Raw genomic sequence first — 24,067 nt, 5'->3', positions numbered from 1 at the left:
TCAACGCTCCTCTTTTGCTGCGGGTAACTGGCCGGCATCATAGCGGCAACCGCCGGCGCGGGGGCGTCCACATCATCAAGGATAAAAACATGCAGCAATTCAAAGTGCTGCAGCGACCTTTTGTGCGTCTGAAAAGGCGCACGGCGCTGTAGCGCGGCCGGGGAAGCGATCCAATCGAACGAAGGGATCCAGAGGGAGGAAGACATGAGATTTCGTAAGATGCTGCTGGCGTCTGTGGCCGTTGCATGCGCGGCCATGCCGGCATCGGCGCTTGCCGACACATCCGGCAAGAAGATCGCACTATCCAACAACTATGCCGGAAACTCCTGGCGCCAGGCGATGCTCACGAGCTGGGACAAGGTGACGAGCGAGGCCGTCAAGGCAGGCGTCGTCGCCGCAGCGGACCCGTTCACGACCGCCGAAAACCAGGCTACGGAGCAGGCCGCGCAGATCCAGAACATGATCCTGCAGGGCTATGACGCGATCGTCCTCAACGCCGCCTCTCCGACGGCACTGAACGGTGCGGTCAAGGAGGCTTGCGATGCGGGGATCACGGTCGTCTCCGTCGACGGCATCGTGACCGAGCCGTGCGCCTGGCGCATTGCGGTCAACTTCAAGGAGATGGGCCGCAGCCAGGTCGAGTATCTCTCCAAGAAACTGCCGCAAGGCGGCAACTTGCTCGAGATCCGCGGCCTCGCCGGTGTTTTCGTCGACGACGAGATTTCGGCGGGCATCCATGAGGGCGTAAAGCAGTTTCCGCAGTTCAAGGTCGTTGGCTCGGTCCACGGCGACTGGGCGCAGGACGTAGCCCAGAAAGCCGTCGCCGGCATTCTGCCAAGTCTTCCGGAGGTCGTCGGCGTCGTGACGCAGGGTGGTGACGGATACGGCGCGGCCCAAGCGATCGCAGCAGCAAAACGGCCGATGCCGGTCATCGTCATGGGTAACCGCGAAGACGAGCTGAAATGGTGGAAGGAGCAGAAGGACGCGAATGGTTATGAAACCATGTCGGTCTCCATCGCCCCCGGCGTCTCCACACTTGCCTTCTGGGTCGCACAGCAGATTCTCGACGGCAAGGAGGTCAAGAAAGACCTCGTGGTGCCTTTCCTTCGCATCGACCAGGACAATCTGGAGCAGAACCTCGCCAACACGCAGGCGGGCGGCGTCGCCAATGTCGAATACTCTCAGGCGGACGCGATCAAGGTCATCGAAGCCGCAAAATAATGCCTCCCAGCCTGTCGCGCGGTTCTGACCGGGCCGCGCGACAATTTCCTACTGAGCAGAGACGGCATCAATGACGGGCAATGGGTCGAAGGCAGTAATCGAGGTTGCCGACGCCAAGGTGAGCTTCGGAGCGGTCAAGGCGCTCGACGGCGTGACGCTGGCGATCATGCCCGGCGAATGCCTGGGCCTTGTCGGCCACAATGGCGCAGGCAAATCAACGATCGTCAGTGTCATCAACGGCGGATTGACGCCGCATCAGGGCAGCATCTGCGGCGACGGCGAGATCCTGGCGCGCTACGGCATCAACGCCGCCCGAGCGCGGGGCGTGCGCTGCGTCTTCCAGGAGCTGTCGCTTTGCCCCAATCTGACGGTCATCGAGAATGCCCGCGTCCTGCATCGTCATCTGGGCGGCTTCGGCTGGCGGACACGCGCGAAGGAAGTGGTCGAGCGGAGCCTCGATGCGGTGTTTCCCGGCCATGGAATCGCAAGTGACAGGACCGTTGGCGACCTCTCGATTGCCGAACGGCAGATGGTTGAGATTGCCATGGCATTCTCGGATGCCGGCACAACGCCGCGCCTCATCATCCTCGACGAGCCGACCTCGTCGCTCGATGCCAGCCTCGCGGACCGGCTACTCGCCCATATCCGCCGCTTCGTCGCTGCCGGCGGTTCGGTCATCTTCATTTCCCACATCCTGCATGAGATCCTCACGACGGCGAACCGCATCGTGGTCATGAAAGACGGACGCATCGTTGCCGAACGGCCGGCCGCCGTCTGGACAGAGCAAAGCCTGGTCGAAGCCATGGGCAGCGTGGTCAAAGGCGAGGCGCATCGCCGCAAGGCGCGCGACCTTGCCGATGCGCCTGTCGTCGTTGAGCAGACCGGTCGCGGCATGCCCTTCCGTGCCAGGCGCGGCGAGATCGTCGGCCTTGCCGGGCTCGCCGGACATGGCCAGACGCGTATGCTGATGAAGCTGCATGCGACGGCAAGCGCAGACTGGCTGCCGCGGCGCGATCCTGCCATCGCCTTCGTCGCCGGGGACCGCCGCCTGAACGGCATCTTCGAACTGTGGAGCATCCTGAAGAATCTCTCCATCGCCTCGCTCGGCGATCTGGCCGTGCGCGGCGTGGTGAATTCAGGCGCGGAGACGGAGCGTGCCGGGGAATGGAAGCGCCGTATCGAGATCCGGACGCCTGACATGGCCAACCGCATCCTGTCGCTGTCGGGCGGCAACCAGCAGAAGGTGCTGTTTGCGCGGGCGCTCTCGACACGCGCGCCGGTAGTGCTGATGGACGACCCGATGCGCGGGGTCGACGTCGGCACGAAGCAGGAGGTTTACGAGATCGTGCGCCAGGAGGCCGCGCAGGGCCGGACCTTCGTCTGGTATTCGACCGAGATGGAGGAAGTTTGTCTCTGCGACCGCGTCTATGTGTTTCGGGAGGGTGCGATCGTCGCCGAGCTTGCAGGCGATGCGGTCACGGAGGAGAACATTCTCGCCGCCTCCTTCAGGGCGGAAGCGGCATGAGGTTGACGGTCTCCGCCGATGCGGTCCGGCTGACAATCCCGGCGCTCGCGCTGACCCTGCTGCTTGCCGCGGTTTTCTGGCTGCAGCCTCGGGCGATGAGCTATATAGGCCTCAACCTGCTCTTCAATCTGGCCGTTCCAATCGCGCTGGCGACGATCGCCCAGATGCTGATCATGGCAGTCAATGACCTCGACCTTTCGATGGGCTCCTTCGTGAGTTTCGTCGCCTGCGTGGCGGCGACCTTCCTTCGCGACGCGCCGCTGGTCGGCACGCTCATCCTCGCCGGTGTCGTGATCGTCTATTCGGTGCTCGGCATCGTCATCCACCTGCGCAACCTGCCGTCGATCGTCGTGTCGCTCGGCATGAGTTTCGTCTGGGCGGGTCTTGCCGTCCTGTTGCTGCCGGCGCCCGGCGGACAGGCTCCGGACTGGGTCCGCGCGCTGATGACGATGAAGCCACCGATAGCCCCGATGGCGATCGTCGCGAGCATCGCCATCGCCATTCTCGCGCATCTCATCGTCATGCGTTCCTCTCTCGGGGTGGTGATCCGCGGTGTCGGCGGCAACGAGCGTTCAGTCGAACGGGCGGGCTGGTCCGTGCTTGCCACGCGCGCCGGAGCCTATGGCCTCGCCGGGATCTTCGCCGTCCTCGCGGGAATTGCCCTCGTCGGTCTCACGACCTCGGCCGACGCGAACATCGCGCTCCGCTACACGCTCCTTTCGATCGCCGGCGTCATCCTGGGCGGCGGCGAGTTCATCGGCGGGCGCGTCTCGCCTGTCGGGGCGGTGATCGGCGCCTTGACGCTGACGCTTGCCGGTTCGTTCCTGTCATTCCTGCGGATCTCGCCTGATTGGCAAATTGGAGCGCAGGGAGCGATCCTCATCGTCGTTCTGGCGCTGCGTCTGCTTCTCAATCGCATCGAGAGCGGGGAGACGGGGCGATGAAAACGCTTGAGCGCCTCTCCCGAAGGCCCTGGATATGGTCATGGGTCGCGGTCTTCCTGGTCTGGTTCGCCACCATCATCGTCACCGGCGGCGCAAGCACGCTCGGGCTGACACAGGCAGCGCTCACTTTCGCAGCCTTCTCCATCATCGTCGGGATCGGCCAGATGTTCGTCATCACGCTCGGCCCCGGCAATGTCGACCTCTCCGTGCCCTCGACGATGACGCTCGCGGGCACGGTGTCGCTGAAGCTGATGGACGTCGACAACGGCATGATCCTGCCGGGACTGGTTGTCGCCGTGCTGATCGGGGTCGCGGTGGGCCTCTTGAACTACGGGCTCATAAAGGCTCTGCGCATTCCGCCGATCATCGCAACGCTATCGATGAGCTTCATCGTCCAGTCGGCGGCGATCTGGACCAATCGGGGCCTGCGCATCAAGCCGCCCGGTTTCCTGGCGGAGTTCACGACTTCGGGTACGCTGGGCGTGCCGAACGTCGCCATCATCGCGCTCCTCATCTCACTCGGCGCCTGGTTCCTGCTCGAAAGGACCATTTACGGGCGCTGGATTTCCGCGATCGGCCAGAGCATGCCGGCGGCCAGGATGGCCGGCATTCCGGTCGACGGCACCCGCTTCGTAACCTACGTGTTCTGCGCCGTTCTCGCCGCGCTGGCCGGTTATCTGCTCGCCTGCTTCTCGGGCGGTGCGGCTCTCAACATGGGTTCGGAGTATCTGCTCATGTCGATCGCCGTCGTTGTTCTCGGCGGCACGGCGGTCGCCGGCGGCGATTCCAATGTGCCGGGCATCTGGGGCGCCTCGCTCTTCATGTACCTCGTCGTCTCCATGCTCAACACCTATGGCCTCGGCGCAGGCATCCGCCTGATCATGACGGGGCTCATCATCATCAGCGTCATTATGCTCGCAGGCGGCCGACAGCCAGGCGCGCGTTAGTTCGAGGGCGGTCCGCATGACCAACAACTCCATTTACGAAATTCACGATCCACACTTCGCCCGCTTGATCGTCGGCAGCGCCCGCCTGGAAGAGCTCCATACCGGTTGCCGTTGGGCGGAAGGGCCGGTCTGGTTCAGCGATGCCAACCAGCTCGTCTGGAGCGACATTCCGAACCAGCGCATGCTGCGCTGGACACCGGAAAGTGGAGTCTCCATCTTCCGCCAACCGTCAAACTTCGCCAACGGGCACACACGTGACCGGCAAGGGCGACTGATTTCCTGCGAGCACGGGACGCGGCGGGTGACCCGTACCGAAATCGACGGCTCGATCACCGTCATGGCGGAGAGCTATCAGGGCAAACGCCTCAACTCGCCCAACGACGTCGTCGTCCGCTCCGACGACACGATCTGGTTCACCGACCCGAGCTACGGCATTCTTTCCGACTACGAGGGTTTTAGGGCAGAGCCGGAGCAGACGACCCGAAACGTCTATCGGCTCGATCCACATACCGGCGAACTACAAGCCGTCGCCACCGACTTCAACCAGCCGAACGGGCTGGCATTCTCACCGGATGAAAAGACGCTCTATGTCGCAGACTCCGGCGCGAGCCATGACGAGAGCCTGCCACGCCATATCCGCGCATTCGATGTGGTCAACGGCCGGCTGACCAACAGCCGCGTTTTCGCCTCCATCGACAACGGCATTCCGGATGGCGTACGGACGGACATGGCGGGAAATATCTGGTCGAGCGCCGGTGACGGCGTGCATTGCTTCGCCCCGAGCGGTACGCTGATCGGCAAGATTCTCGTCCCGCAGACCGTCGCGAACCTGACTTTCGGCGGCCTGCGCCGCAATCGTCTCTTCATCACTGCCACGACTTCGGTCTATTCGATCTACGTCACAGCCACCGGTGCCCAGGTGCCGTAGTCAAATCACCCGGCGAAATGATCGACAAGAGTGATGCACGGCGCGCCGGAGGTGCAGGCAGCGGTGGAGGCGGCGCTCCGCCGCATCCATCCCAGGGCAAGGCGGCCGGCATCCTCACCGGCGACATCGCACTTGCAACTGGCGAAATCGAGCTTGAACCGTCAGCACCCTGGCTGCATGCCGCCGCGCCGTCCGTTCATGCAAAGGAACTCCAAGGGCCGGCCGTCGTTTTCCTCTCGGGGACACCTCACGGGCCCAGATATGGAGGATCAGCAAATGGCACAGGAGAAATCAATCGGTTCCGCAGTTCCGCGCGGCGTCGTCGATACCAAGACCGGCGCGGTCGGCGTTCAGAACCAGAAGAGCATGGAGGACGAGGTCAAGTGGCTGCGTGAGCAGGTCAACGCGTTGAAAGACACGCTCTCCGACCTCGGCATTCCTTCCGGCAGAGCCGTGGCAAACACGGTCATGGATACGGGCCGCAGGGCCGGAGAAGTGGCGCGGGAGCATCCCGCCTGGACGGCGATCGCCCTGGTCGGCCTCATCGGCTTGATCCTGGCAAGCACCAGTCGGCCCTCCTGGTACATGCGGCGCACCTCGCGCATCGACGATGTCATCTCCGACATCGAGGATCGTTTGAGCGAACTGAAGGAGCGTTATTGGTCGAGCGGCTGGCGGTCCTGGTAACATCTTCGGTAACTCTGGCACGATCGGCAAATTCGCGATCCACGAGCCTGATACAGCGACAGCCGCGGCCTCTGCTCCAAGCGTGCTTTTTTGTAAGCCGAGCTGTCGGATGAGAGCACGGCGGCACGTCTTCATGTCGTTGGACATGCCAGAGGAGTTCATTCGATGCCCAGGATCGTCTCTCATTTGTGGTTCGCAGAGCAGGCCCGCGAAGCCGTCGACTTCTACGTCTCGATCATCCCGAACTCGGCCATTGCGGGCGAGACAACGGTTCCCGCGGAGACACCGAGCGGCCCCCCGGACAGCGTCAAGGTCATCGAATTCACATTGGACGGCCAGAATTTCATCGCGCTCGAAGCCGGGCCTTTCGATCCCTTCAACCATGCCTTTTCGATTCTGGTCGAGTGCGACAGCCAGCAGGAGATCGATCGTATCTGGGACGCCTTCCTCGCCAATGGCGGCGAAGCCGAACAATGCGGCTGGCTGAAGGACCGCTGGGGCCTCTGCTGGCAAATCGTACCGCGGGTCTTGGGCGAGATGATCTCCAGTCCCGACCGCGATCGGGCCAGACGCGCAACCGAGGTCATGCTCGGCATGGTGAAGCTCGACATCGACGCGCTCGAACGCGCCTTCAACGGGAGAGACTGAGAGCCTGGCAGCGATTCTTTCGATCACGACTTCGTGGCTTCAGCGCCGTCGCAAGCAGGTTCATTATCAACCCGATCCCGCAAAGCTTTGAGAAGGGGCGACCCGATGGCAATCACTCGGCGCGCGACCGTTCAGGGGCTTGGCATCGGCGCATTGCTGCCGTTCGCGCCGCGGCTGGCTCTTGGCCAGCCGGCAGGCATTCTCACCAGGCCGATTCCCTCAAGCGGAGAACCGATACCGGTGGTCGGTCTCGGCACCTGGATCACCTTCAATGTCGGCGACGATCCGGTCCTCATGGAGGAATGCGCCGCGGTGATGGCCGCCTTCTTCGAGGGCGGCGGCCGCATGATCGATTCCTCGCCGATGTACAGCTCCTCGCAGCCGACGATCGGTTACGGTCTCCGCAAGCTCGGCTATCCAGAGCGCCTGTTTTCCGCCGAGAAGGTCTGGATATCGGACCCCGGACAGGGAGGCGCGCAGATCGCGGCGTCGCGCGCCCATTGGGGCGTCGACAAGTTCGATCTCATGCAGGTCCACAATCTCGTCTCCTGGGAAGAACACCTGCCGGTACTCCTTGAAATGAAGGCGGCAGGACAGTTGCGCTATGTCGGCATCACGACATCCGAAGGGCGCAGGCATCGCGAGATCGAGAAGGTCATGGCGAGCCAGCCGATCGACTTCGTCCAGGCGACCTACAATATCCTCGACCGCGAGATCGAGTCGCGCATTCTGCCGCTGGCCCGGGAAAAACGCATCGCCGTCATCGCCAACCGGCCGTTCCGGGAGGGGGACCTGATCCGTGAGCTCGAGGACGAGCCGCTGCCGGGTTGGCTCACCGAGACGGGCGCCCGCAACTGGGCCCAGTTCCTCCTGAAATTCATCATCTCCCATCCGGCGGTCACCTGCGTCATCCCGGCGACCACCCGGGTCGATCACGTGCGTGAAAACCTCGAGGCCGCAGGCGGGACGCTACCTGGCGAGAAGCTGCGCCGGCGCATGATCGACTATGTGGAAGCGCTGTGAGCGGCCGCTCGGCTCCTGACGGGAAGCTTGGCTGATGTCCGAATGGGGGACCTACACGCTCACCGACTTCCTGATGTTCTCGCCGCGCGTCTATTTCCGCCTCATCGAGCGCTACAACCAGGAATTCTGGCCGCTTCAGCTTGTCTTCATCGCAGGCGCGCTTTTCCTGCTGGTTCCGGCAGCCCTCCAAGCTCCCCGCGCCCGGGCTGCGGTTCTCCCGCTCTTCTCCCTGGCATGGGCCTTCTGCGCCTGGCAGTTCTTGTGGACGCGCTATGCCAGCATCAACTGGGCGATGTCCTATGCTGCCGCCGCCTTCTTCGCACAGGCGGGACTGCTGGTTATGGCCGCCCTCCTGCCCCGCTCGCCCACCTACGCAGGCGGCCTGCGTCATCACGGCGGCATCGGCCTCGCGGTGTGCGGCCTGCTCGTCTATCCATTCATCGCGCTTGTGGCAGGCCGTCCGCCCGCCACGGCGGAAACCTTCGGGATGATGCCGGATCCGACGGTTGCGACCACATTCGGCGCCATGCTGATCGTCGGTCAGAGAAGGCTGTGGCTGCTTCTGCCCATCCCGATCGTGTGGTGTGTCTATAGCGGGCTCACCCTTTGGGCCATGGACGACCTGGGCGCCTTGGCGCCTTTCGCCGTCATCGTCGCAACCCTCGTGCTTCTGCTGGCGGGCCGGTTCTTCGAGAAAGTCACTCCTTGACAGCGCCTGTCATCGACGAGACGTAGTAGTCGACGAAGAACGAGTAGAGGATGACCACCGGCAGCGAACCGAACAGCGCCCCGGCCATCAGCGCGCCCCATTCGAACACGTCGCCACGCACCAGCTCCGTCAGCACGCCGACCGGCACCGTCTTGTTCTCCGATGATTGGATGAAGGTCAGCGCATAGATGAACTCGTTCCACGACAGCGTGAAGGCGAAGATGCCGGCCGAAATCAATCCCGGAACGGCGAGCGGCAGGATGATCCGGATAAGGATCTGCCAGCGCGTCGCCCCGTCCACCAGGGCGCTTTCCTCCAGCTCGAACGGGATCGAGCGGAAATAACCCATCAGCAGCCAGGTGCAGAAGGGAATGAGGAAGGTCGGATATGTGAAGATCAGCGCCAGCTTGGAATCGTAGATGCCGAACTTGAAGACGATGAAGGCGAGCGGAATGAACAGGATCGACGGCGGCACCAGATAGGCGAGGAAGATCATCAGCCCGACCGGGCGCGAGCCGGTGAAGCGCACCCGCTCGATCGCATAGGCCGCGAAGATCGACGCCGCCAGCGACAGGATCGTCGAGCCAAGGGCGACGAGCATCGTGTTCCACAGCCAGCCCGGATAGGAGGTCTCGAAGAGCAGATACTTGATGTGATCGAGCGTCGGGCCGACCACCCAGAAGGGGCTGTAATTGTTGTAGTCGGTGAGCTGTGAGTTCGGCTTCACCGCCGTGATCGCCATCCAGTAGAACGGGAAGAGCAGCACGAAGACGAAGACCGCCATCGGCAGATAGAGGGTGACGATCCGGCGCGGCAGGCGGTTGAGATAGCTCATGCCCTCGGCGGTATCGGTGAGGACCTCGTCTTCTATTCTCGTGGTCGTGTTCATCTTGTCTCTCCCGATCTCAGTCCTGTCCACCCTGCTGCCATTTGCGGCGTTGCAGGCCGAAGAAGCTGAACATGATGGCGGCGAGCAGGAAGGGCACCATGGCGACGGCGATCGCAGCCCCCTCGCCGAGCTGGCCGCCCGGAATGCCGCGTTGGAAGGATAGCGTCGCCATCAGATGGGTGGCATTCACCGGCCCGCCCTTGGTCAGCACGTAGATGAGCTGGAAATCGGTGAAGGTGAAGAGCACCGAGAAGGTCATCACCACGGCGATGATCGGCGTCAGCATCGGAAGCGTGACGTATCGGAAACGCTGCCAGCTGGTGGCGCCGTCGAGCGAGGCAGCCTCCTGCAGCGACGCCGGGATCGTCTGCAGCCCGGCGAGCAGCGAGATCGCCACGAAGGGGATGCCGCGCCAGACATTGGCGGCAATGACCGAGGCGCGCGCATTGGTCGGGTCGCCGAGGAAGTTGATCGGTCCGTCGATCAGGCCGAGCTGCATCAGCGACCAGGAAATGATCGAGAACTGCGAATCGTAGATCCACCAGAAGGCGAGCGCCGAAAGCACCGTCGGCACGACCCAGGGCAGCAGCACGATGGCGCGGAAGAAGGACTTGAACGGCAGGTTCTCGTTGAGCAGAAGCGCCAGCCACAGGCCGAGCGCGAACTTCAGGATCGACGCCACGAAGGTGTAAAGCAGCGTGTTGAAGACCGAGAGCCAGAAGACCGAATCGCGCGCCAGGAACACGTAGTTCTCGAGCCCGATGAAGATGCCGTCGCGGCCGATGCGCGTGTCGGTGAAGCCGAGCCAGACGCCGAGCCCCAGCGGATAGGTGAGAAAGCAGATGAGAAAAACGGCGGCCGGCAGCATGAAGAGCAGGCCGAGCACGTTGTTGTTCTGCATCAGCGATGCCATGGCGGATGGCGGCTTTCCGGACGACGTGATCGACATCGAATTTCTCCGGCCTGGAATGGGTTCAGATATTGAGCCGGCGGCCTTACCGCCGGCCTCGTCGGTGGACGTGGCGGCCGACAGGCCGCCACGGGAAATCAGACGCGGTAGTAGCGGTTGGCCCGCCGTTCGGCCTCGATGACGGCGTCCTCGGGCGTCATCTGGCCGGTTACCGCGGTCGCGAACATGTCGACCAGCACATAGTCGGCCATGACGCCTGCCGAGGCGTAGCCGAGCGGACCGGCATAGCCGTTCGGACGCAGAGTCTCGGAGGCCTTGGCATAGGGCGCGTGGATCGGATCGGAGGTCCAGACCGGGTTGTTGGCAAAGGCCTTCAGCGGCTGGCAGCAATAGGCGCTAGACCCCTGAATCCAGGCGTTCATCTGCTCGGCTTCCATCATGAACTTGATGTAGGCCTTTGCCGCTTCCGGGTATTTGCTGTGGTTGAAGAGCAGGATCGAACTTGTCTGGTGCAGCTCGACGCTCTGGCCGACCGGGCCGATCGGGAAGTTCGTCGTACGGATATCCGCAGCCAGCTCGGCAAGCGCCGCATCCTTCTTGGCAGCGTAGTAGAGCGACACGCCGTTCGCCGTCAGCGAGACCTGGCCGGCGAGGAAGGCGCGGTTGTTGTTGATGTCGAGCCAGCTTTCCGTGCCCGGAATGAAGGTCTCGTAGAGCTGCTTGGCGTAGTTGATCGCCGCCAGCGTCTCCGGACTGTTGATGGTCACCTTGCCGCTTTCGTCGACCATCTTGCCGCCGTGGCTCCAGAGCAGCCAGTGGGCGTAGTTGTTGCCGTCGCCGACCGCCTTGCCGTGCGGGAAGCCGGCCGGAGTGCCCTTGGCCTTCATCGCCTTGCAGAGCTCGAGAAAGCCAGCGTTATCCTTCGGGAATTCGCTGAAGCCCGCCGCCTTCATGTGGCTGTCGCGGTAGCAGACGGCGTTGCCGATCGCCGTCAGCGGCATGGCGATGAACTTGTCGCCGCGGGTCGCATAGCCTTTCACGCCATCATACCAGCCGCCATATTTGTTGCCGAGGTAGTTGGCGAGCTCCGTCATATCGACGAGCTTGTCCGGATACTGATGCGCGTCGTCGAACCAGCACATCACCATGTCCGGGCCGGAGCCGACATTCGCGGCAACGGCGGCCTTGGGGCGAATATCTTCCCAGCTTTCCTTGTCGATGCGGACCTCGACGCCGGTTGCCTCGGTGAACTTCTTGGTGTTGGCAAGCCAGGCGTCCTCGTCGCCTTTCACGAAGGGCGTCCATCTCAGCAGCCTGAGGCTCGCACCCTCTTCCGGCTTGTAGCTCGGTTCGGCCTGCGCGAAGGTCGGGCGGATGCCAAGACCCACGGCGCCGGCAAGGGCGGCGGAGGTCGCGAGGAAATCACGTCTCTTTATCGGCATTGGTACTCCTCCTTGAAACAGCGGGAGCAAATCTTCCCGGCATTCGCCGTCCCGCTTGGCGAATGCCGCGACCCCGATGCCGGCGATTGCCCCGGCATCGCCCGTGCGGCAAAGGAAGGCTCCTCCCCTTCCTCCTCCCGGACGGGCGTCAGTCGAACAATCGTTGTCCGGTCTCAGCGTCGAACAGATGAACATGCGCGCCGTCGATCTTGAGGCGGATCGTCTCGCCGGGCTTGGCAGTTACCCGCTCGCGAAAGACACAGGTCACGTCGTTGCCGCCGAGCCTGGCGATCATCTGCGTCTCGTAGCCGGTCGGCTCGATCACCACGACCTCGGCGGGCAGCCCGTTCGGGTCGAGCGACATGTATTCGGGCCTGAGCCCATAGACGAGGTCACGGCTCCGGGCGGCGGCACTTGGCCGGGCGACGGGAAGCGCCGTGCCGTCCGCGGTCATGAAGGCGGTCGGGTCTTCCGGGTGCAGCCGGCCGCGGATCATGTTCATGGCCGGCGAACCGATGAAGCCGGCGACGAAGAGATTGGCCGGATGGTCGTAAAGCTCGAGCGGCGCGCCGATCTGCTCGACGATGCCGTCATGCATGACGACGATCTTGTCGGCCATGGTCATCGCCTCGATCTGGTCGTGGGTGACATAAACCGTCGTCGTCTTCAGCCGCTGGTGCAGTTCCTTGATCTCGGCGCGCATCGCAACGCGCAGCTTCGCATCGAGGTTGGAAAGCGGCTCGTCGAACAGGAACACCTGCGGGTCGCGCACGATCGCCCGGCCCATGGCGACGCGCTGGCGCTGGCCGCCGGACAGCTGACGCGGATAGCGGTCGAGCAGTTTCGAGAGCCCCAGAATGTCCGCCGCAACGCCAACCCGTTTGTCGATCTCCGCCTTCGGTTTGTTTGCCAGCATCAGCGAGAAAGCCATGTTGTCGGCGACCGTCATATGCGGATAGAGCGCGTAATTCTGGAATACCATGGCGATGTCGCGATCCTTCGGCGGCAGCCGGTTGACAACGCGGTCGCCGATGCGGATTTCTCCCGCCGTGATGTTCTCGAGCCCCGCGAGCATCCGCAGCAAGGTCGACTTTCCGCAGCCGGACGGACCGACGAGAATGACGAACTCGCCGTCGTCGATTTCGATGTTCACGCCCTTGATGATGGGGACAGTCCCGAAGGATTTCCGGACATCGACAAAATCCACGCCTGCCATTTACGTTCCTCCCAGAACTCATTCCTGCCTCCGCCCCATCCCTCCAGTGGACGGGCAAAGGCTTTGATCCTATCCGCGGCCGACCAGCGGCATCTTCGTCGCCATCACCGTCATCGTCAGCACGTTTGCCGAAAGCGGCAGGCTTGCCATGTAGACGACGGCCTCGGCGACATGCTCGACCGGAATGGTCGGCTCCGCAGCAATCTCGCCGTTGGCCTGCAGTACGCCGCTGCTCATCTTCTGCGTCATGTCGGTTGCGGCATTACCGATATCGATCTGCCCGCAGGCAATATCGAATGGCCGTCCGTCGAGCGCCGTCGACTTGGTAAGCCCGGTGATCGCATGCTTGGTTGACGAGTAGGGCGCCGAGTTGGGCCGGGGCGTCGTCGCCGAGATCGAGCCGTTGTTGATGATCCGCCCGCCGCGCGGCTCCTGCGTCTTCATCAGCCGAAACGCCTGCTGGGTGCAGAGAAAGGCGCCGGTCAGGTTCGCGGCAAGAATTCCGCTCCACTGCTCGAAGGTGACCTCTTCGAGCGGCACCGGCGGCACTGTCGAACCGGCATTGTTGACCAACAGGTCGAGCCGCCCGAACTCGGTCCGGATCGCACCGAACAACGCCGCAACCTGGCCGGGGTCGCCGACATCGCAGGTGATCGCCCGAACGATGCCGCCGGTGCCGGCTGCGATTTCCGCCGCCGCCGCCTCAAGCACATCCGGACGACGCCCGGTGATGACGAGGACGTAGCCCTCGGCACTCAATCCCCTGGCGATTCCGCGCCCGACGCCGGACCCGCCGCCCGTCACCAGCGCGATCTTGCCCTCGCCCGGTCTCCTGCCCTCTGTCATGTCAGGCCTTCCCCCCGAGTTCGTCCTCGATATGGATGCGGATGATCTCGTCGAAGCTGCTCTCGGCCGTAAAGCCCAGTTCACGAGCACGGCGCGCATCGAAATTCGTCGGCCAGCCGGCGACGATCGCGGCGATGACCGGATCCGGTTCGCGGCGGATGAGGCTTGCCGCCTTCGGGCCGGCAAGCCGCTTCAGCGCTTCGATCTCCTCGCCGACGAGCGCCGACAGGCCCGGCATGGTCAGGTTGCGCCGCGGCCCGATCCGGCCTGTGTCCATTCGCGCCGCGTGGACGAAGAAGCCGACGGCCGAACGCGGACTTGCGAACCAGTGCCGGACGTTCTCATCGACCGGCAGAACGGCCTCCTGACCGGCGAGCGGCTCGCGCAGGATGTTGGAGAAGAAGCCGGAGGCCGCCTTGTTCGGCTTGCCCGGCCGGATGCAGATGGTCGGCAGGCGGATGCCGATGCCGTCGAAGAGGCCGCGCCGCGAATAGTCGGCAAGCAGCAATTCGCAGATGGCTTTCTGCGTGCCGTAGCTCGTCAGCGGAGTCGTAAAGAACTCGTCGCCTATCTTTTCAGGGAAAGGCTGGCCGAAGACGGCGATCGAGGAGGCGAAGACGAGCCGCGGGACATAGCGCTCGCGTTGACCCTCGCGGCGGATCGCCTCGAAGAGCGCTCGCGTACCGTCGAGATTGACGCGGTAACCCTTGTCGAAATCCGCCTCCGCCTCGCCCGAAACGATCGCCGCAAGGTGGAAGATGACGTCCGGCCTAGTCGCGACAAGCTGCTCGGCGCTTCCTTCCGTCGAGAGATCGAGCGCCAAGGCCGTCGAGACCGCGGAATAGGCCACAGGAACCGGCGGCTCGATGACATCGACAAGAGTAAGCCGGCTGATCTCATACCCGAGGGCGTCCGGCTCGGCCGCCAGTTTCTCGACGAGTTTCCGGCCGATCATGCCGGCCGCACCGATGATCATGACATGCATTCGCGGCGAACCTCCTCCGTTTGCCACACCCGGTCACTCCGGGTTGCGCGTGCCCTTCTGTTTCTGTTTCCTGCCGTTTCCGTCGACGAGCAGTTCCCTCGTCGTCCGATAGATGCGCATGAGATGCTGGTGAAAGGCCGCCACCACCGCTTCGCGGTCGTGCCGCCGCAGCGCCTCGACGATTTCGCTGTGATCCTTGTAGCTTGCCTCGATCGCACCCGGGCGCGACATGGCGCTGCGCCGGTAGTCCATCATGTAAGTATAGAGGTCGGTGACGAAATCCGAGAGCAGCGGATTGCCGCATGCCCTGTAGATCGCCACGTGGAATTCGCGGTCGCAGATGAGGAAACGCATCGCGTCGTCGCCGCAGAGTTTTTGTGCGTCGAGCAGGCTTTCGAGCTTCTTCAGCGCCTCCTCGTCGATGTGCGTGGCGGCATCGCCAACCACCTTGAGCTCTATGTGCAGGCGTGCCGCATGGACGTCTTCGAGGTCGTAGCTGTCGATGGCGTTCGGCGAGGCGATCGTCACGGTGACGTCGCTGAGATCGACATCGGCAACGCGGCTTCGGCTTCCCTGCGAGACTTCGATGATACCGCGCGCCGCCAGCGTCTGGATGGCACCGCGCACGGTCTCGCGGCTGACATGGAGGACGTTGGCGAGTTCCCGCTCCCCCGGCAGTTCGTCGCCGGGTCGCAACATATTGGTGGCCACCAGAACCATCAGCTTGTCGGCAATCACCTCACGCGCCGTACGGCGGTCGAGGCTGCGCCCCACCTTCGGCATCTGCGTGAGTATCGGACTGCCAGTCATCGGCGCCACTCCTCCACTGATCCACTGGTTGGTCCAGCAGATCAGTAATACGAATAGAGGCCGTTCGGAAGGCTCGGTCAAGGCCAGTTCGTTGCGGCAGCGCAGCAAAAATGCGAAGCGCCATTGTGCAGCGCAGGCGCACCAGAAGTTTGCAGTTGAAAATGCCCCTCACCCTAGCCCTCTCCCCGTTTTGACGGGGAGAGGGGACTGAAGCGGGCGCGGCTTGTCCCCTTCGCCCCGCCTGCGGGGAGAAGGTGGCCGGCAGGCCGGATGAGGGGCGGACACCGGCGCGAGCTCGGACGTCAACCGTGATCATGTCCCTCATGATCGTCATGCGACGGCAATTCGAGACCGAAGGTTTTGACAAGATCGGTCACCTGATCCGGCGTGAGATAGCGCGGGTTGAGGTTTCGCAGAAGCAGATAGAGCTTCGCCGTTTCCTCCAGTTCCTCCGTGGCAAACACCGCCGCTTCGAGGCTGTCTCCCGCCACCACCGGCCCGTGGTTGGCAAGGAGCACGGAAGAGTACTTGCCGGCGAGGCCTCGGATCGCATCGGCGACCGCCGGGTCGCCGGGGCGGTAGTAGGGTACGAGCGCCGTCTGGCCGGCGCGCATGAGGTAATAGGGCGTCATCGGCGGCAGCGCTGCGCGCGAATCGATCTCGGGGAGCATTGTAAGCGCGACCGCGTGGGTCGAATGGAGATGAACGATCGCTCTTGCGCTGCCGCGTGACTCGTAGAGCGCCGAGTGCAGTGGTATCTCCTTCGTCGGCTTGTCGCCGGAGACGAGCCGCCCCTCAGCATCGAGCCGCGAGATGCGGGCCGGGTCGAGAAAGCCGAGCGATGCGTTGGTGGGCGTCACCAGCCAGCCGCCGTCGTCGAGCCTGAGCGAGATATTGCCGGAGGAGCCCGGCGTGAGCCCGCGCTCGAACAGCGATCGTCCGTAACGGCAGATTTCCTCACGCAGTCGGCTCTCGGACATTTACAAATCCTTTCCGTTCAGGCGGTCGCGCCTGCGACCAGTTCGAAGCCGAGATCGACCACCTGGGGCGGCGCGTTGGTGACGACGAGTTCGGCCGCCAATTGGCCCGTCTGGACGCGGGGCGTGCGAATGGTCGACAAGGGCTGCGGCGTCACCCGTCCGACATCGAGGCCGTTATAGCCGAAGATCGCCAGTTGCGAGGGAACCGGGATGCCGCGCGCCAGGCAATGAAAGTAGCCGCCAAGCGCCATGTCGTCGTTCGAGAAATAGATGGCGTCGAGATCGGCATGTCTCTCGAGCAGTCGCTCCAGGCCCAGCCGCCCGCTTTCCACCGACGACGCGCCGGAGCAGATCTCCCGACCGACCAGCGGCGAGCCGGAAGAGGCGAGCGTTTCGCCGAAGGCGCCAAAGCGCTTGCCGGCGCGGGTATCGCGATCCAGGTCATGTCCGACATAGCCGATGCGGCGGTAGCCGCGCTTCAGCAAGAACTCGGCACTTGCCTGGCCGGCGGCACGATTGGAAAAACCGACGGCCAGATCGAGCGCCGTGCCGTCGACATCGAGCACTTCGACCACCCGGCAGCCGCTGGCACGCAACATCTTCAACGTGCCTTCCGTATGTTCGAAGCCGGCAAGCATCACCGCCGTCGGCCGCCAGGCGAGCATCGCGGCGACCAATGCCTCCTCGCGTTCCGGATCGTAGTCGGTCACGGAGAAGACGGCCTGGTGCCTGTTTGCCTCCAAGACGCCGCTTGCGCCGCGCAGCACGTCGGGGAAGACGATGTTGGAGAGCGAGGGGATCACGAAGGCGACGAGGCGCGATCCGGCGGAAGCGAGCGTTCCCGCGATCCGGTTCGGCACATAGCCGAGCCGCTCGACGGCCTCCATCACCCGCTCCCTCGCCTTGCGCGAAAACGACCCCTCGTTCCTGAGAACGCGCGAAACCGTGCTCTCGCCGACGCCGGCCGCTTCGGCGACCTCGGCAAGCGTCACAGTACTCTGTTTGAAATCGAAATCCACGTTCGACTCCGCTCTCCGAATGCAGCCGCCGCGTCGCTCCCGCTGGGCGGCTCACCTTTCAATCCAGATACGCCATTTGTTTTGGCAGCGCTACCATTTTTGACTTGGCAGCGCTGCCAAAACGCGCTAGAGGAAACTGGCAGCGCTGCCAATCGAGCGCGTCGTCGGAGGAGTTTGCAAGGAGGCCCCGGCGAATCTACCGGAGGAGGAAAAATCATGACCCTGGAAACCCCGGCGCCGATCGACGGCGTCTATTCGGACCGGTCGGTGGAGGACCGCGCCTATAGCAAAGTGTTCTGGAGAATTATCCCGTTCCTGATGCTCTGCTACGTGGTCGCCTATCTCGACCGCGTCAATGTCGGCTTCGCCAAACTGCAGATGTCGAGCGAACTTGGCCTTTCGGAAGCGGCCTACGGCATCGGCGCCGGCATCTTCTTCATCGGCTATTTCCTATTCGAAGTGCCGAGCAACGTCATCCTCAACAAGGTCGGCGCCCGAGTATGGATCGCCCGCATCATGATCACCTGGGGCGTCATCTCCGCCGCCTTCATGTTCACCACCTCGGAAACCGTGTTCTACATCCTGCGCTTCCTGCTGGGTATCGCGGAGGCAGGGTTCTTCCCGGGGATCATCCTTTACCTGACGACCTGGTATCCGGCGCACCGTCGTGCCAAGATCATTACCACCTTCATGTCGGCGATTCCGATCTCTTCCATATTCGGCAACCCGCTTTCCGGCCTGCTGATGGACAGTTTCCACGGAACGCATGGCCTGTCCGGCTGGCAGTGGATGTTCCTGATCGAAGCTATCCCTGCGATCCTTTTCGGCGTCGCCACCTTCTTCTATCTTGACGACACGATCGGCCACGCGAAGTGGCTCACAAGCGAGGAAAAGAAGGTGTTGACCGTCAACATCGACGCCGAGAACCGGACCAAATCGTCGAGCCCGCACAGCGTCGCCGGAACGCTCACCGACCCGCGCGTCTGGCTGATGTGCCTCATCTATTTCTGCTTCGTGCTCGGCCAATACGGCCTGAATTTCTGGATGCCGACGCTCGTCAAGGCGACCGGCGTGACCGGAAACCTGAACATCGGCCTGATCTCCGCGATCCCCTATGTCTGCACCTTCGTCGCCATGCTGGCGCTCGGGCGCTCCTCGGATCGCTTGCGCGAACGGCGCTGGCATCTCGTCGTCCCGGCCGTCATCGCCGCCGGCGGCTTTATCGCGGCGACCAGCGCAACAAGCACGACGCTGGCAATTGTCTGCCTCTCGCTCGCTGCCGCCGGCGCCATCAGTTGCGCACCGCTCTTCTGGTCGCTCCCGACGGCATTTCTCGCCGGGACAGGGGCCGCGGCCGGCATCGCCTGGATCAACTCGGTCGGCAATCTCGCCGGTTTCCTCGGGCCCTTCCTGGTCGGCTATCTCAAGGACTTCACCGGCAGCAACAGCGCCGGCATGTATCTCCTGGCCGCCGCTCTTGTCATCGGCTCGCTGGCCGTTCTGGCTGTTCCCGCGAAGACCGTGAACCGGTAAGCTTCCAAGTCGGCACCGCCGGATCCCCTCGGCCCGGCGGTGCTCCCTTGCCCTGTCAGAGCTGGAGAATCTCTTCATGTCATTGCATGCTGAAAGTCCGGGACGCGCGCCCACCGCGGCTGTGATCGGTCTCGGTTCCATGGGCTTCGGAATGGCCCAGTCCATGAAGCGCGACGGCCTCGATGTCATCGGTTACGATATCACCCCGGCAGCCGTCGATCGCTTCGCCGCAGAGGGCGGCCGCTGCGCGGAAACGCCCGCCGCGGCGGTTCAAGCTGCCGACATCGTCGTCTCCGTGGTGGTCAATGCCGCGCAGACGGAAGCGATCCTGTTCGGGCCTGGCGGCGTCGCCGGCGCGATGAAGCCCGGCGCGGTATTCATCTCCTCGGCAACCATGGATCCGGCTGTCGCACGGGACCTGTCGCAACGGGTCGAGGCTCTCGGCTTCCATTACCTCGACGCGCCGATCTCCGGCGGCGCCGCTCGGGCCGCGAAAGGCGAACTGACAATCATGGCGTCGGGCTCGGCCAAGGCCTTCGCCGCCGCCCGTCCAGCGCTCGACGCGATGGCCGCCAAGGTCTACGAGCTCGGTGACGCTGCCGGCACCGGCGCGGCCTTCAAGATGATCAACCAGCTTCTGGCCGGCGTCCACATCGCCGCCGCCTGCGAGGCGATCACCTTCGCCGCCAAGCAGGGACTCGACCTCGACAAGGTCTACGAGGTGATCACCGCCTCGGCCGGAAACTCCTGGATGTTCGAGAACCGCGTCCCGCATGTGCTGGCCGGCGACTATACGCCGCTCAGCGCCATCGAGATCTTTGTCAAGGATCTCGGCATCGTCCAGGACATGGCACGCGCCGAGCGCTATCCGGTGCCGCTGGTGGCGGCGGCCCTCCAGATGTATCTCGGCGCTTCCGGCGCCGGCATGGGCCGCGACGACGATTCCTCGCTCGCGCGGCTCTACGCCCAGCTTTCCGGCGCCAAGCTGCCCGGCATGGACAAGGCATAAAGGACGTTCGAGATGCCCGTTTTCGCCGCCAATCTGACGATGATGTTCAACGAGTGGCCGTTCCTAGACCGCTTCGACGCTGCCGCGGACGCCGGGTTCACGGCCGTCGAATATCTCTTCCCCTATGAGGCACCGCCCGAGGCGATCGCCGAACGGCTCGCGCGTAACAAGCTTGAACAGGCACTCTTCAATCTGCCGCCCGGCGACTGGGCGGCGGGCGAGCGCGGCATCGCCGCCCTTCCCGGCCGCTTCGAGGAGTTGAAAGCCGATGTCGAACGCGCGCTCGACTATGCCGCCGCGACCGGTGTCAAGCGCCTGCATCTGATGGCGGGACTGGCCGACCCCTCCGATTCAGAAGCGGCAGATTGCTACCGGCGCGCCGTCGCCTATGCTGCCGAGCGCCTTGCCGAAAAAGGGCTCGACCTCCTGCTCGAGCCGATCAACGCCCGCAACATGCCCGGCTATTTCCTCAACGACTTCGGCGCCGCCGAGCGGCTGATCGCCGATCTCGGGCTTGCCAACCTGAAGCTCCAGTTCGACATCTACCATCGCCAGATCATCCATGGCGACGTCACCATGGCGCTCCGCCGCCTCATGCCGGTCACCGGGCACATCCAGATCGCCAGCGTGCCTTCGCGACAGGAGCCGGACGGCGAAGAACTGAACTATCCCTATCTCTTCGCCGAGATCGACCGCCTCGGCTATGCCGGTTTCGTCGGCTGCGAATATTCCCCAAGCAGCGGGACGCTCGAAGGCCTTGCCTGGTTCAAACCCTTTGCACGGAGCTGAACGATGACAATCCTGCTCGGATCGATCGCCGACGACTACACGGGCGCCTCCGATCTCGCCAATACGCTGACCAAGAACGGACTCCGGACCGTGCAGACGGTCGGCATCCCCGACCCGTCGCTTGTATTGCCGGATGTCAATGCGGTGGTCGTTTCGCTGAAGATCCGCTCGGTTGCCGCCGACGAAGCCGTCGCTGCAGCGGGCAAGGCAGACCGCTGGTTACGGCAGCGCGGCGCCGCCCACGTCCTCTATAAGATCTGCTCAACCTTTGATTCCACCGACCAGGGCAATATCGGTCCGGTGACAGAGGCGCTTTCCCAGGCCGCGGGCGGCGGCATCGCACTTGTCACGCCGGCTTTTCCGGAAACCGGCCGGACCGTCTATCTCGGCCATCTCTTCGTCAATGGCCAGCCGCTCGACGAAAGCCCGCTCAAGGACCATCCGCTCAATCCGATGCATGACGCCAACCTGGTTCGCGTCATGGGCCGGCAGTCGCAGGGCAAGGTCGGCCTCGTCGACCTGGCAACGATCACGGCCGGACATGCCGCCGTAAAGACCCGGCTCGATGCTCTGCGTTCCGAGGGGGTAACCGCAGCGATCGCCGACGCGACGTCAGAGCGTGACCTCGAAATGCTTGGCGAGGTGGCGTTGCAGACGCCGGTGTCGACCGGCGCCTCCGGCCTCGGCCTCGGGCTGGCCCGCGCCATCGTGCGCTCCGGTCGCGCCTCTGCGGCAAGTGCCGACACGGCGGATGCCGTTCGTCCCGTCGGAGGTCTTGCCGCAATCGTCGCCGGCAGTTGCTCCGCCGCGACGCTGCGGCAACTCGAAGTGGCCGAACGCTCCATGCCTGTGCTCCGGCTCGACACCGAAAAGCTGCTCAGAGGGTCAGACGAAATTGCCGCGGCGATCGCCTGGGCCGGCGAGCGTATTTCCGATGGGCCTGTGGTCATCGCCGCAAGCGCCTCAGCCGAGATGGTTTCGCGCCTGCAGTCTCAATATGGCCGCGAGGCGTCCGGCCACGCCATCGAAACCGCGACCGCAACCGTCGCCAGCGACCTGGTGGCGCGCGGCGTCAAGCGCCTGGTCGTCGCGGGCGGCGAGACCTCCGGCGCAACGGTCGACAGGCTCGCCATCCCCGCCTTCCTGATCGGCCCGGAGATTGCCCCCGGCGTTCCGGTGCTTCGCACCATCGGCAATGCCCAGGGCGACATGCTGCTGGCGCTGAAATCGGGGAACTTCGGTGGCGACGATTTCTTTGCCGCAGCCTTGGCGATGATGCGCTGAAGGTGAAACCATAGTCAACGAATGCGCCTCACCCTAGCCCTCTCCCCGCAGGCGGGGAGAGGTGACTTAAGCGGTGCCGCGGGTCTCCTTCGGCCCGCCTGCGGGGAGAAGGTGGCCGGCAGGCCGGATGAGGGGCAGTACGCCGGCGGAAAGCCCGAAACGCGTTGCATGAATTGTTGAATGTGTTGCCTTTATTCCTTCGGCAATTGGCGCGCACTCCATTCGCTTTTCGGAATAGCCCCGCCGACGGCGAAGCTGAAGGAGGCGACCGACGTCGTCTCCGCGTTGACTTCGCATTTGAAGTCGATGCCGTACCATTTCCCCCGGCTGCGATAGGCGCCGCCGTTGGCGCTGAGACTGGAAGCCGAAACGATACCACCGACGGGACCGAACGGCACCAGCATGTCCGGGAAAGCGTCAGGCCTTTGGCGGCGCACCTGTTCCAGCGCCTCGATCGTGCAGAGCTGTACGATGCGCCGCTTCGGCGGCAGCCTGCCGATTGCCTGTTTGACGCGCGGATCGGACAGGGCGTCCCGCGAATAGAGTTGTTTCGCTTCCACCAACTCGCTTGACTGCTGGTCCGCGGCAGCCTCCGCCGGCTCCTGGGCCGCGTCCGCCTTCGCTTCATCGGCCACGGGCTTTTCCTTGGGAACAGGCGCGCGGTGCGGCGTCGGCTCGGCATCTTCCGCCTCGCTCACCGCGTCTTCGGCCTCGACCCGCAACTCGGCCAGTGCCGTCCTTGTTTCGGCCGGCTTGTCGGCGCTCTCCGTCTTGGCCGAGGCGGGCTTCGCTTGCGCATCGGGCAATTTCGGCTTGTCGATCCGGCTTGGCCCGGCAGGCGGCAATTGCGGCTGTGGGGGCTTTTCCTTGTCGACCTCTGCCGAAGCGGATTCGAAGACCTGCGGCTGCGATCGGGAAGGCTCGGGCTTTGCCTCCTTCGGCTTGTCTTGCGGCTTCGCCGCAGGCTTCGGCGGCGAAACGAGCTCGACATTGATGCTCTCATCCTTTGCCGGCGGAGCGTGCTCGGGCAGCCTAACCAGCAGGATAAACGCGAGTGCCAGATGCAGGGCGACCGAGGTCGGCACGCCCCACCCGGTCTCCCCCCACATTTTCCTCGCCGACTGCAGCATTGCTCAATAGATCACGGACTCGATAGCGCGAACCTAAGAGCTTGATGGCCTCACAACAAGGGCGGAGGCGATTATGGTCCCTACGCGTATTCGACGCGATATGGCATCTCGAAGAAATGTTCCTCCAGATTGCAGCCCTCGCCGCCGCGGTCGACGACGATGAAATCGGATACGCCGTGGAGTGGCGTCAGAATGCCGTGCCAGACGTTGCGGGCGATGTTGACGCCCTGGCCGGGCGCGGTCTCGAAGGCGATCGGCTCGCCCGGCCTGCCGTTTTCATCCGGAGCAACGACGACGAGGAATGAGTGTTCGGTGAGCGGCACGAAGGCCTGGCTGCCGAGGGGGTGGCGCTCCACCATCTTGAGCGGCAGCGGAATTTCGTAAGGTTCTCCGCGCAGCAGGCTGATCAGGGCGCGCGCTTTCGGGCCCGTCGTCTCGACCGTTGCGAGATCGTGATAGCGGATGCATTTGCCCGCGTTGATGGGGAAGCTCTTTGCCTCGTCGAGTTCGATCACGTCGCCGAAGGGGGTGAATGCGGCCCGCGACAGGGGCCGGATCGGCAGGGATTTCATGGGGTTTCTTTCCATCGCTCC

General features: G+C 63.9%; 24 protein-coding genes. 13 read left to right on the top strand and 11 right to left on the bottom strand.

Annotated features, from left to right (window positions below):
* Positions 1-204 precede the first annotated feature (204 nt).
* The 9 genes from AU381_RS23695 (at position 205) to AU381_RS23655 (ending at position 8,632) form a co-directional block, all read left to right on the top strand.
* A complete protein-coding gene (locus AU381_RS23695; RefSeq protein ID WP_064244145.1) occupies positions 205-1,221 on the top strand; it encodes an ABC transporter substrate-binding protein in 1,017 nt (338 codons plus the stop codon).
* A gap of 70 nt (positions 1,222-1,291) precedes the next feature.
* Positions 1,292-2,746 carry a sugar ABC transporter ATP-binding protein gene (locus tag AU381_RS23690; protein ID WP_064244144.1) on the top strand — a complete coding sequence of 485 codons (1,455 nt, stop codon included), beginning with the start codon at positions 1,292-1,294 and terminating at the stop codon, positions 2,744-2,746.
* Complete coding sequence (locus AU381_RS23685; RefSeq protein ID WP_064244143.1) at positions 2,743-3,690, top strand: ABC transporter permease; 948 nt, start codon at positions 2,743-2,745, stop codon at positions 3,688-3,690. The genes AU381_RS23690 and AU381_RS23685 overlap by 4 nt, the downstream gene beginning before the upstream one ends.
* Positions 3,687-4,637: an ABC transporter permease gene (locus tag AU381_RS23680; RefSeq protein WP_064244142.1), complete on the top strand. Its 951-nt coding sequence runs from the start codon at positions 3,687-3,689 to the stop codon at positions 4,635-4,637. Before AU381_RS23685 ends, AU381_RS23680 begins: the two co-directional genes overlap by 4 nt.
* Before the next feature lie 16 nt (positions 4,638-4,653).
* Positions 4,654-5,565 (top strand): SMP-30/gluconolactonase/LRE family protein, encoded by a 912-nt coding sequence (locus AU381_RS23675; RefSeq protein ID WP_064244141.1) that lies wholly within the window; start codon positions 4,654-4,656, stop codon positions 5,563-5,565.
* A gap of 276 nt (positions 5,566-5,841) precedes the next feature.
* The gene (locus AU381_RS23670; RefSeq protein WP_064244140.1) at positions 5,842-6,252 is read left to right on the top strand and encodes a hypothetical protein; all 411 of its coding nucleotides are present in this window, start codon (positions 5,842-5,844) and stop codon (positions 6,250-6,252) included.
* 165 nt (positions 6,253-6,417) lie between these two features.
* Entirely contained in the window at positions 6,418-6,900 is a 483-nt protein-coding gene (locus AU381_RS23665) for a VOC family protein (RefSeq protein WP_064244139.1), read from the top strand.
* 105 nt (positions 6,901-7,005) lie between these two features.
* Positions 7,006-7,923 carry an aldo/keto reductase gene (locus AU381_RS23660; protein WP_064244138.1) on the top strand — a complete coding sequence of 306 codons (918 nt, stop codon included), beginning with the start codon at positions 7,006-7,008 and terminating at the stop codon, positions 7,921-7,923.
* A 34-nt stretch (positions 7,924-7,957) separates the two neighbouring features.
* Entirely contained in the window at positions 7,958-8,632 is a 675-nt protein-coding gene (locus AU381_RS23655) for a DUF6064 family protein (RefSeq protein ID WP_064244137.1), read from the top strand.
* Here AU381_RS23655 and AU381_RS23650 read toward each other — a convergent pair.
* The 9 genes from AU381_RS23650 to AU381_RS23610 all read right to left on the bottom strand — a co-directional run bounded on the left by AU381_RS23650 (position 8,622) and on the right by AU381_RS23610 (position 17,729).
* Complete coding sequence (locus AU381_RS23650) at positions 8,622-9,521, bottom strand: carbohydrate ABC transporter permease (RefSeq protein WP_064244136.1); 900 nt, start codon at positions 9,519-9,521, stop codon at positions 8,622-8,624. The genes AU381_RS23655 and AU381_RS23650 overlap by 11 nt on opposite strands.
* Positions 9,522-9,537: 16 nt before the next feature.
* Positions 9,538-10,470 carry a carbohydrate ABC transporter permease gene (locus AU381_RS23645; RefSeq protein ID WP_064244135.1) on the bottom strand — a complete coding sequence of 311 codons (933 nt, stop codon included), beginning with the start codon at positions 10,468-10,470 and terminating at the stop codon, positions 9,538-9,540.
* A gap of 98 nt (positions 10,471-10,568) precedes the next feature.
* On the bottom strand, positions 10,569-11,873 hold the full coding sequence (locus tag AU381_RS23640; RefSeq protein ID WP_064244134.1) for an ABC transporter substrate-binding protein: 1,305 nt from the start codon (positions 11,871-11,873) through the stop codon (positions 10,569-10,571).
* 148 nt (positions 11,874-12,021) lie between these two features.
* The gene (locus AU381_RS23635) at positions 12,022-13,089 is read right to left on the bottom strand and encodes an ABC transporter ATP-binding protein (protein WP_064244133.1); all 1,068 of its coding nucleotides are present in this window, start codon (positions 13,087-13,089) and stop codon (positions 12,022-12,024) included.
* A gap of 69 nt (positions 13,090-13,158) precedes the next feature.
* Positions 13,159-13,935 (bottom strand): SDR family oxidoreductase, encoded by a 777-nt coding sequence (locus AU381_RS23630; protein ID WP_064244132.1) that lies wholly within the window; start codon positions 13,933-13,935, stop codon positions 13,159-13,161.
* 1 nt (position 13,936) lies between these two features.
* Positions 13,937-14,920, bottom strand: a complete 984-nt coding sequence (denD, locus tag AU381_RS23625) for a D-erythronate dehydrogenase (protein WP_064244131.1) — start codon at positions 14,918-14,920, stop codon at positions 13,937-13,939.
* A 33-nt stretch (positions 14,921-14,953) separates the two neighbouring features.
* On the bottom strand, positions 14,954-15,730 hold the full coding sequence (locus AU381_RS23620; RefSeq protein ID WP_064244130.1) for a FadR/GntR family transcriptional regulator: 777 nt from the start codon (positions 15,728-15,730) through the stop codon (positions 14,954-14,956).
* A gap of 302 nt (positions 15,731-16,032) precedes the next feature.
* Complete coding sequence (gene otnC / locus AU381_RS23615) at positions 16,033-16,710, bottom strand: 3-oxo-tetronate 4-phosphate decarboxylase (RefSeq protein ID WP_064244129.1); 678 nt, start codon at positions 16,708-16,710, stop codon at positions 16,033-16,035.
* Between the two features lie 17 nt (positions 16,711-16,727).
* The gene (locus AU381_RS23610) at positions 16,728-17,729 is read right to left on the bottom strand and encodes a LacI family DNA-binding transcriptional regulator (RefSeq protein WP_064244128.1); all 1,002 of its coding nucleotides are present in this window, start codon (positions 17,727-17,729) and stop codon (positions 16,728-16,730) included.
* A 216-nt stretch (positions 17,730-17,945) separates the two neighbouring features.
* Here AU381_RS23610 and AU381_RS23605 point away from each other — a divergent pair, with 216 nt between their 5' ends.
* From AU381_RS23605 to otnK, 4 genes are all read left to right on the top strand, one after another.
* On the top strand, positions 17,946-19,262 hold the full coding sequence (locus AU381_RS23605) for an MFS transporter (RefSeq protein ID WP_064244127.1): 1,317 nt from the start codon (positions 17,946-17,948) through the stop codon (positions 19,260-19,262).
* 76 nt (positions 19,263-19,338) lie between these two features.
* Positions 19,339-20,271 carry an L-threonate dehydrogenase gene (gene ltnD, locus AU381_RS23600; protein WP_064244126.1) on the top strand — a complete coding sequence of 311 codons (933 nt, stop codon included), beginning with the start codon at positions 19,339-19,341 and terminating at the stop codon, positions 20,269-20,271.
* Between the two features lie 12 nt (positions 20,272-20,283).
* Positions 20,284-21,060, top strand: coding sequence for a 2-oxo-tetronate isomerase (gene otnI, locus AU381_RS23595; protein WP_064244125.1), 777 nt, complete (start codon positions 20,284-20,286; stop codon positions 21,058-21,060).
* 3 nt (positions 21,061-21,063) lie between these two features.
* On the top strand, positions 21,064-22,344 hold the full coding sequence (gene otnK, locus AU381_RS23590) for a 3-oxo-tetronate kinase (RefSeq protein ID WP_064244124.1): 1,281 nt from the start codon (positions 21,064-21,066) through the stop codon (positions 22,342-22,344).
* 191 nt (positions 22,345-22,535) lie between these two features.
* Here otnK and AU381_RS23585 read toward each other — a convergent pair whose 3' ends face one another.
* Together AU381_RS23585 and AU381_RS23580 are read right to left on the bottom strand one after the other, a co-directional pair.
* Positions 22,536-23,474: a DUF930 domain-containing protein gene (locus tag AU381_RS23585; protein WP_064244123.1), complete on the bottom strand. Its 939-nt coding sequence runs from the start codon at positions 23,472-23,474 to the stop codon at positions 22,536-22,538.
* Positions 23,475-23,554: 80 nt separating this feature from the next.
* Positions 23,555-24,046, bottom strand: coding sequence for an ureidoglycolate lyase (locus AU381_RS23580; protein ID WP_064244122.1), 492 nt, complete (start codon positions 24,044-24,046; stop codon positions 23,555-23,557).
* Positions 24,047-24,067: the final 21 nt, after the last annotated feature.

The organism is Sinorhizobium glycinis (assembly GCF_001651865.1).
Taxonomy (GTDB): Bacteria; Pseudomonadota; Alphaproteobacteria; order Rhizobiales; family Rhizobiaceae; genus Sinorhizobium; species Sinorhizobium glycinis.
Note: the sequence above shows the minus strand (reverse complement) of the source record. Positions and strands in the feature narration are given on the sequence as shown.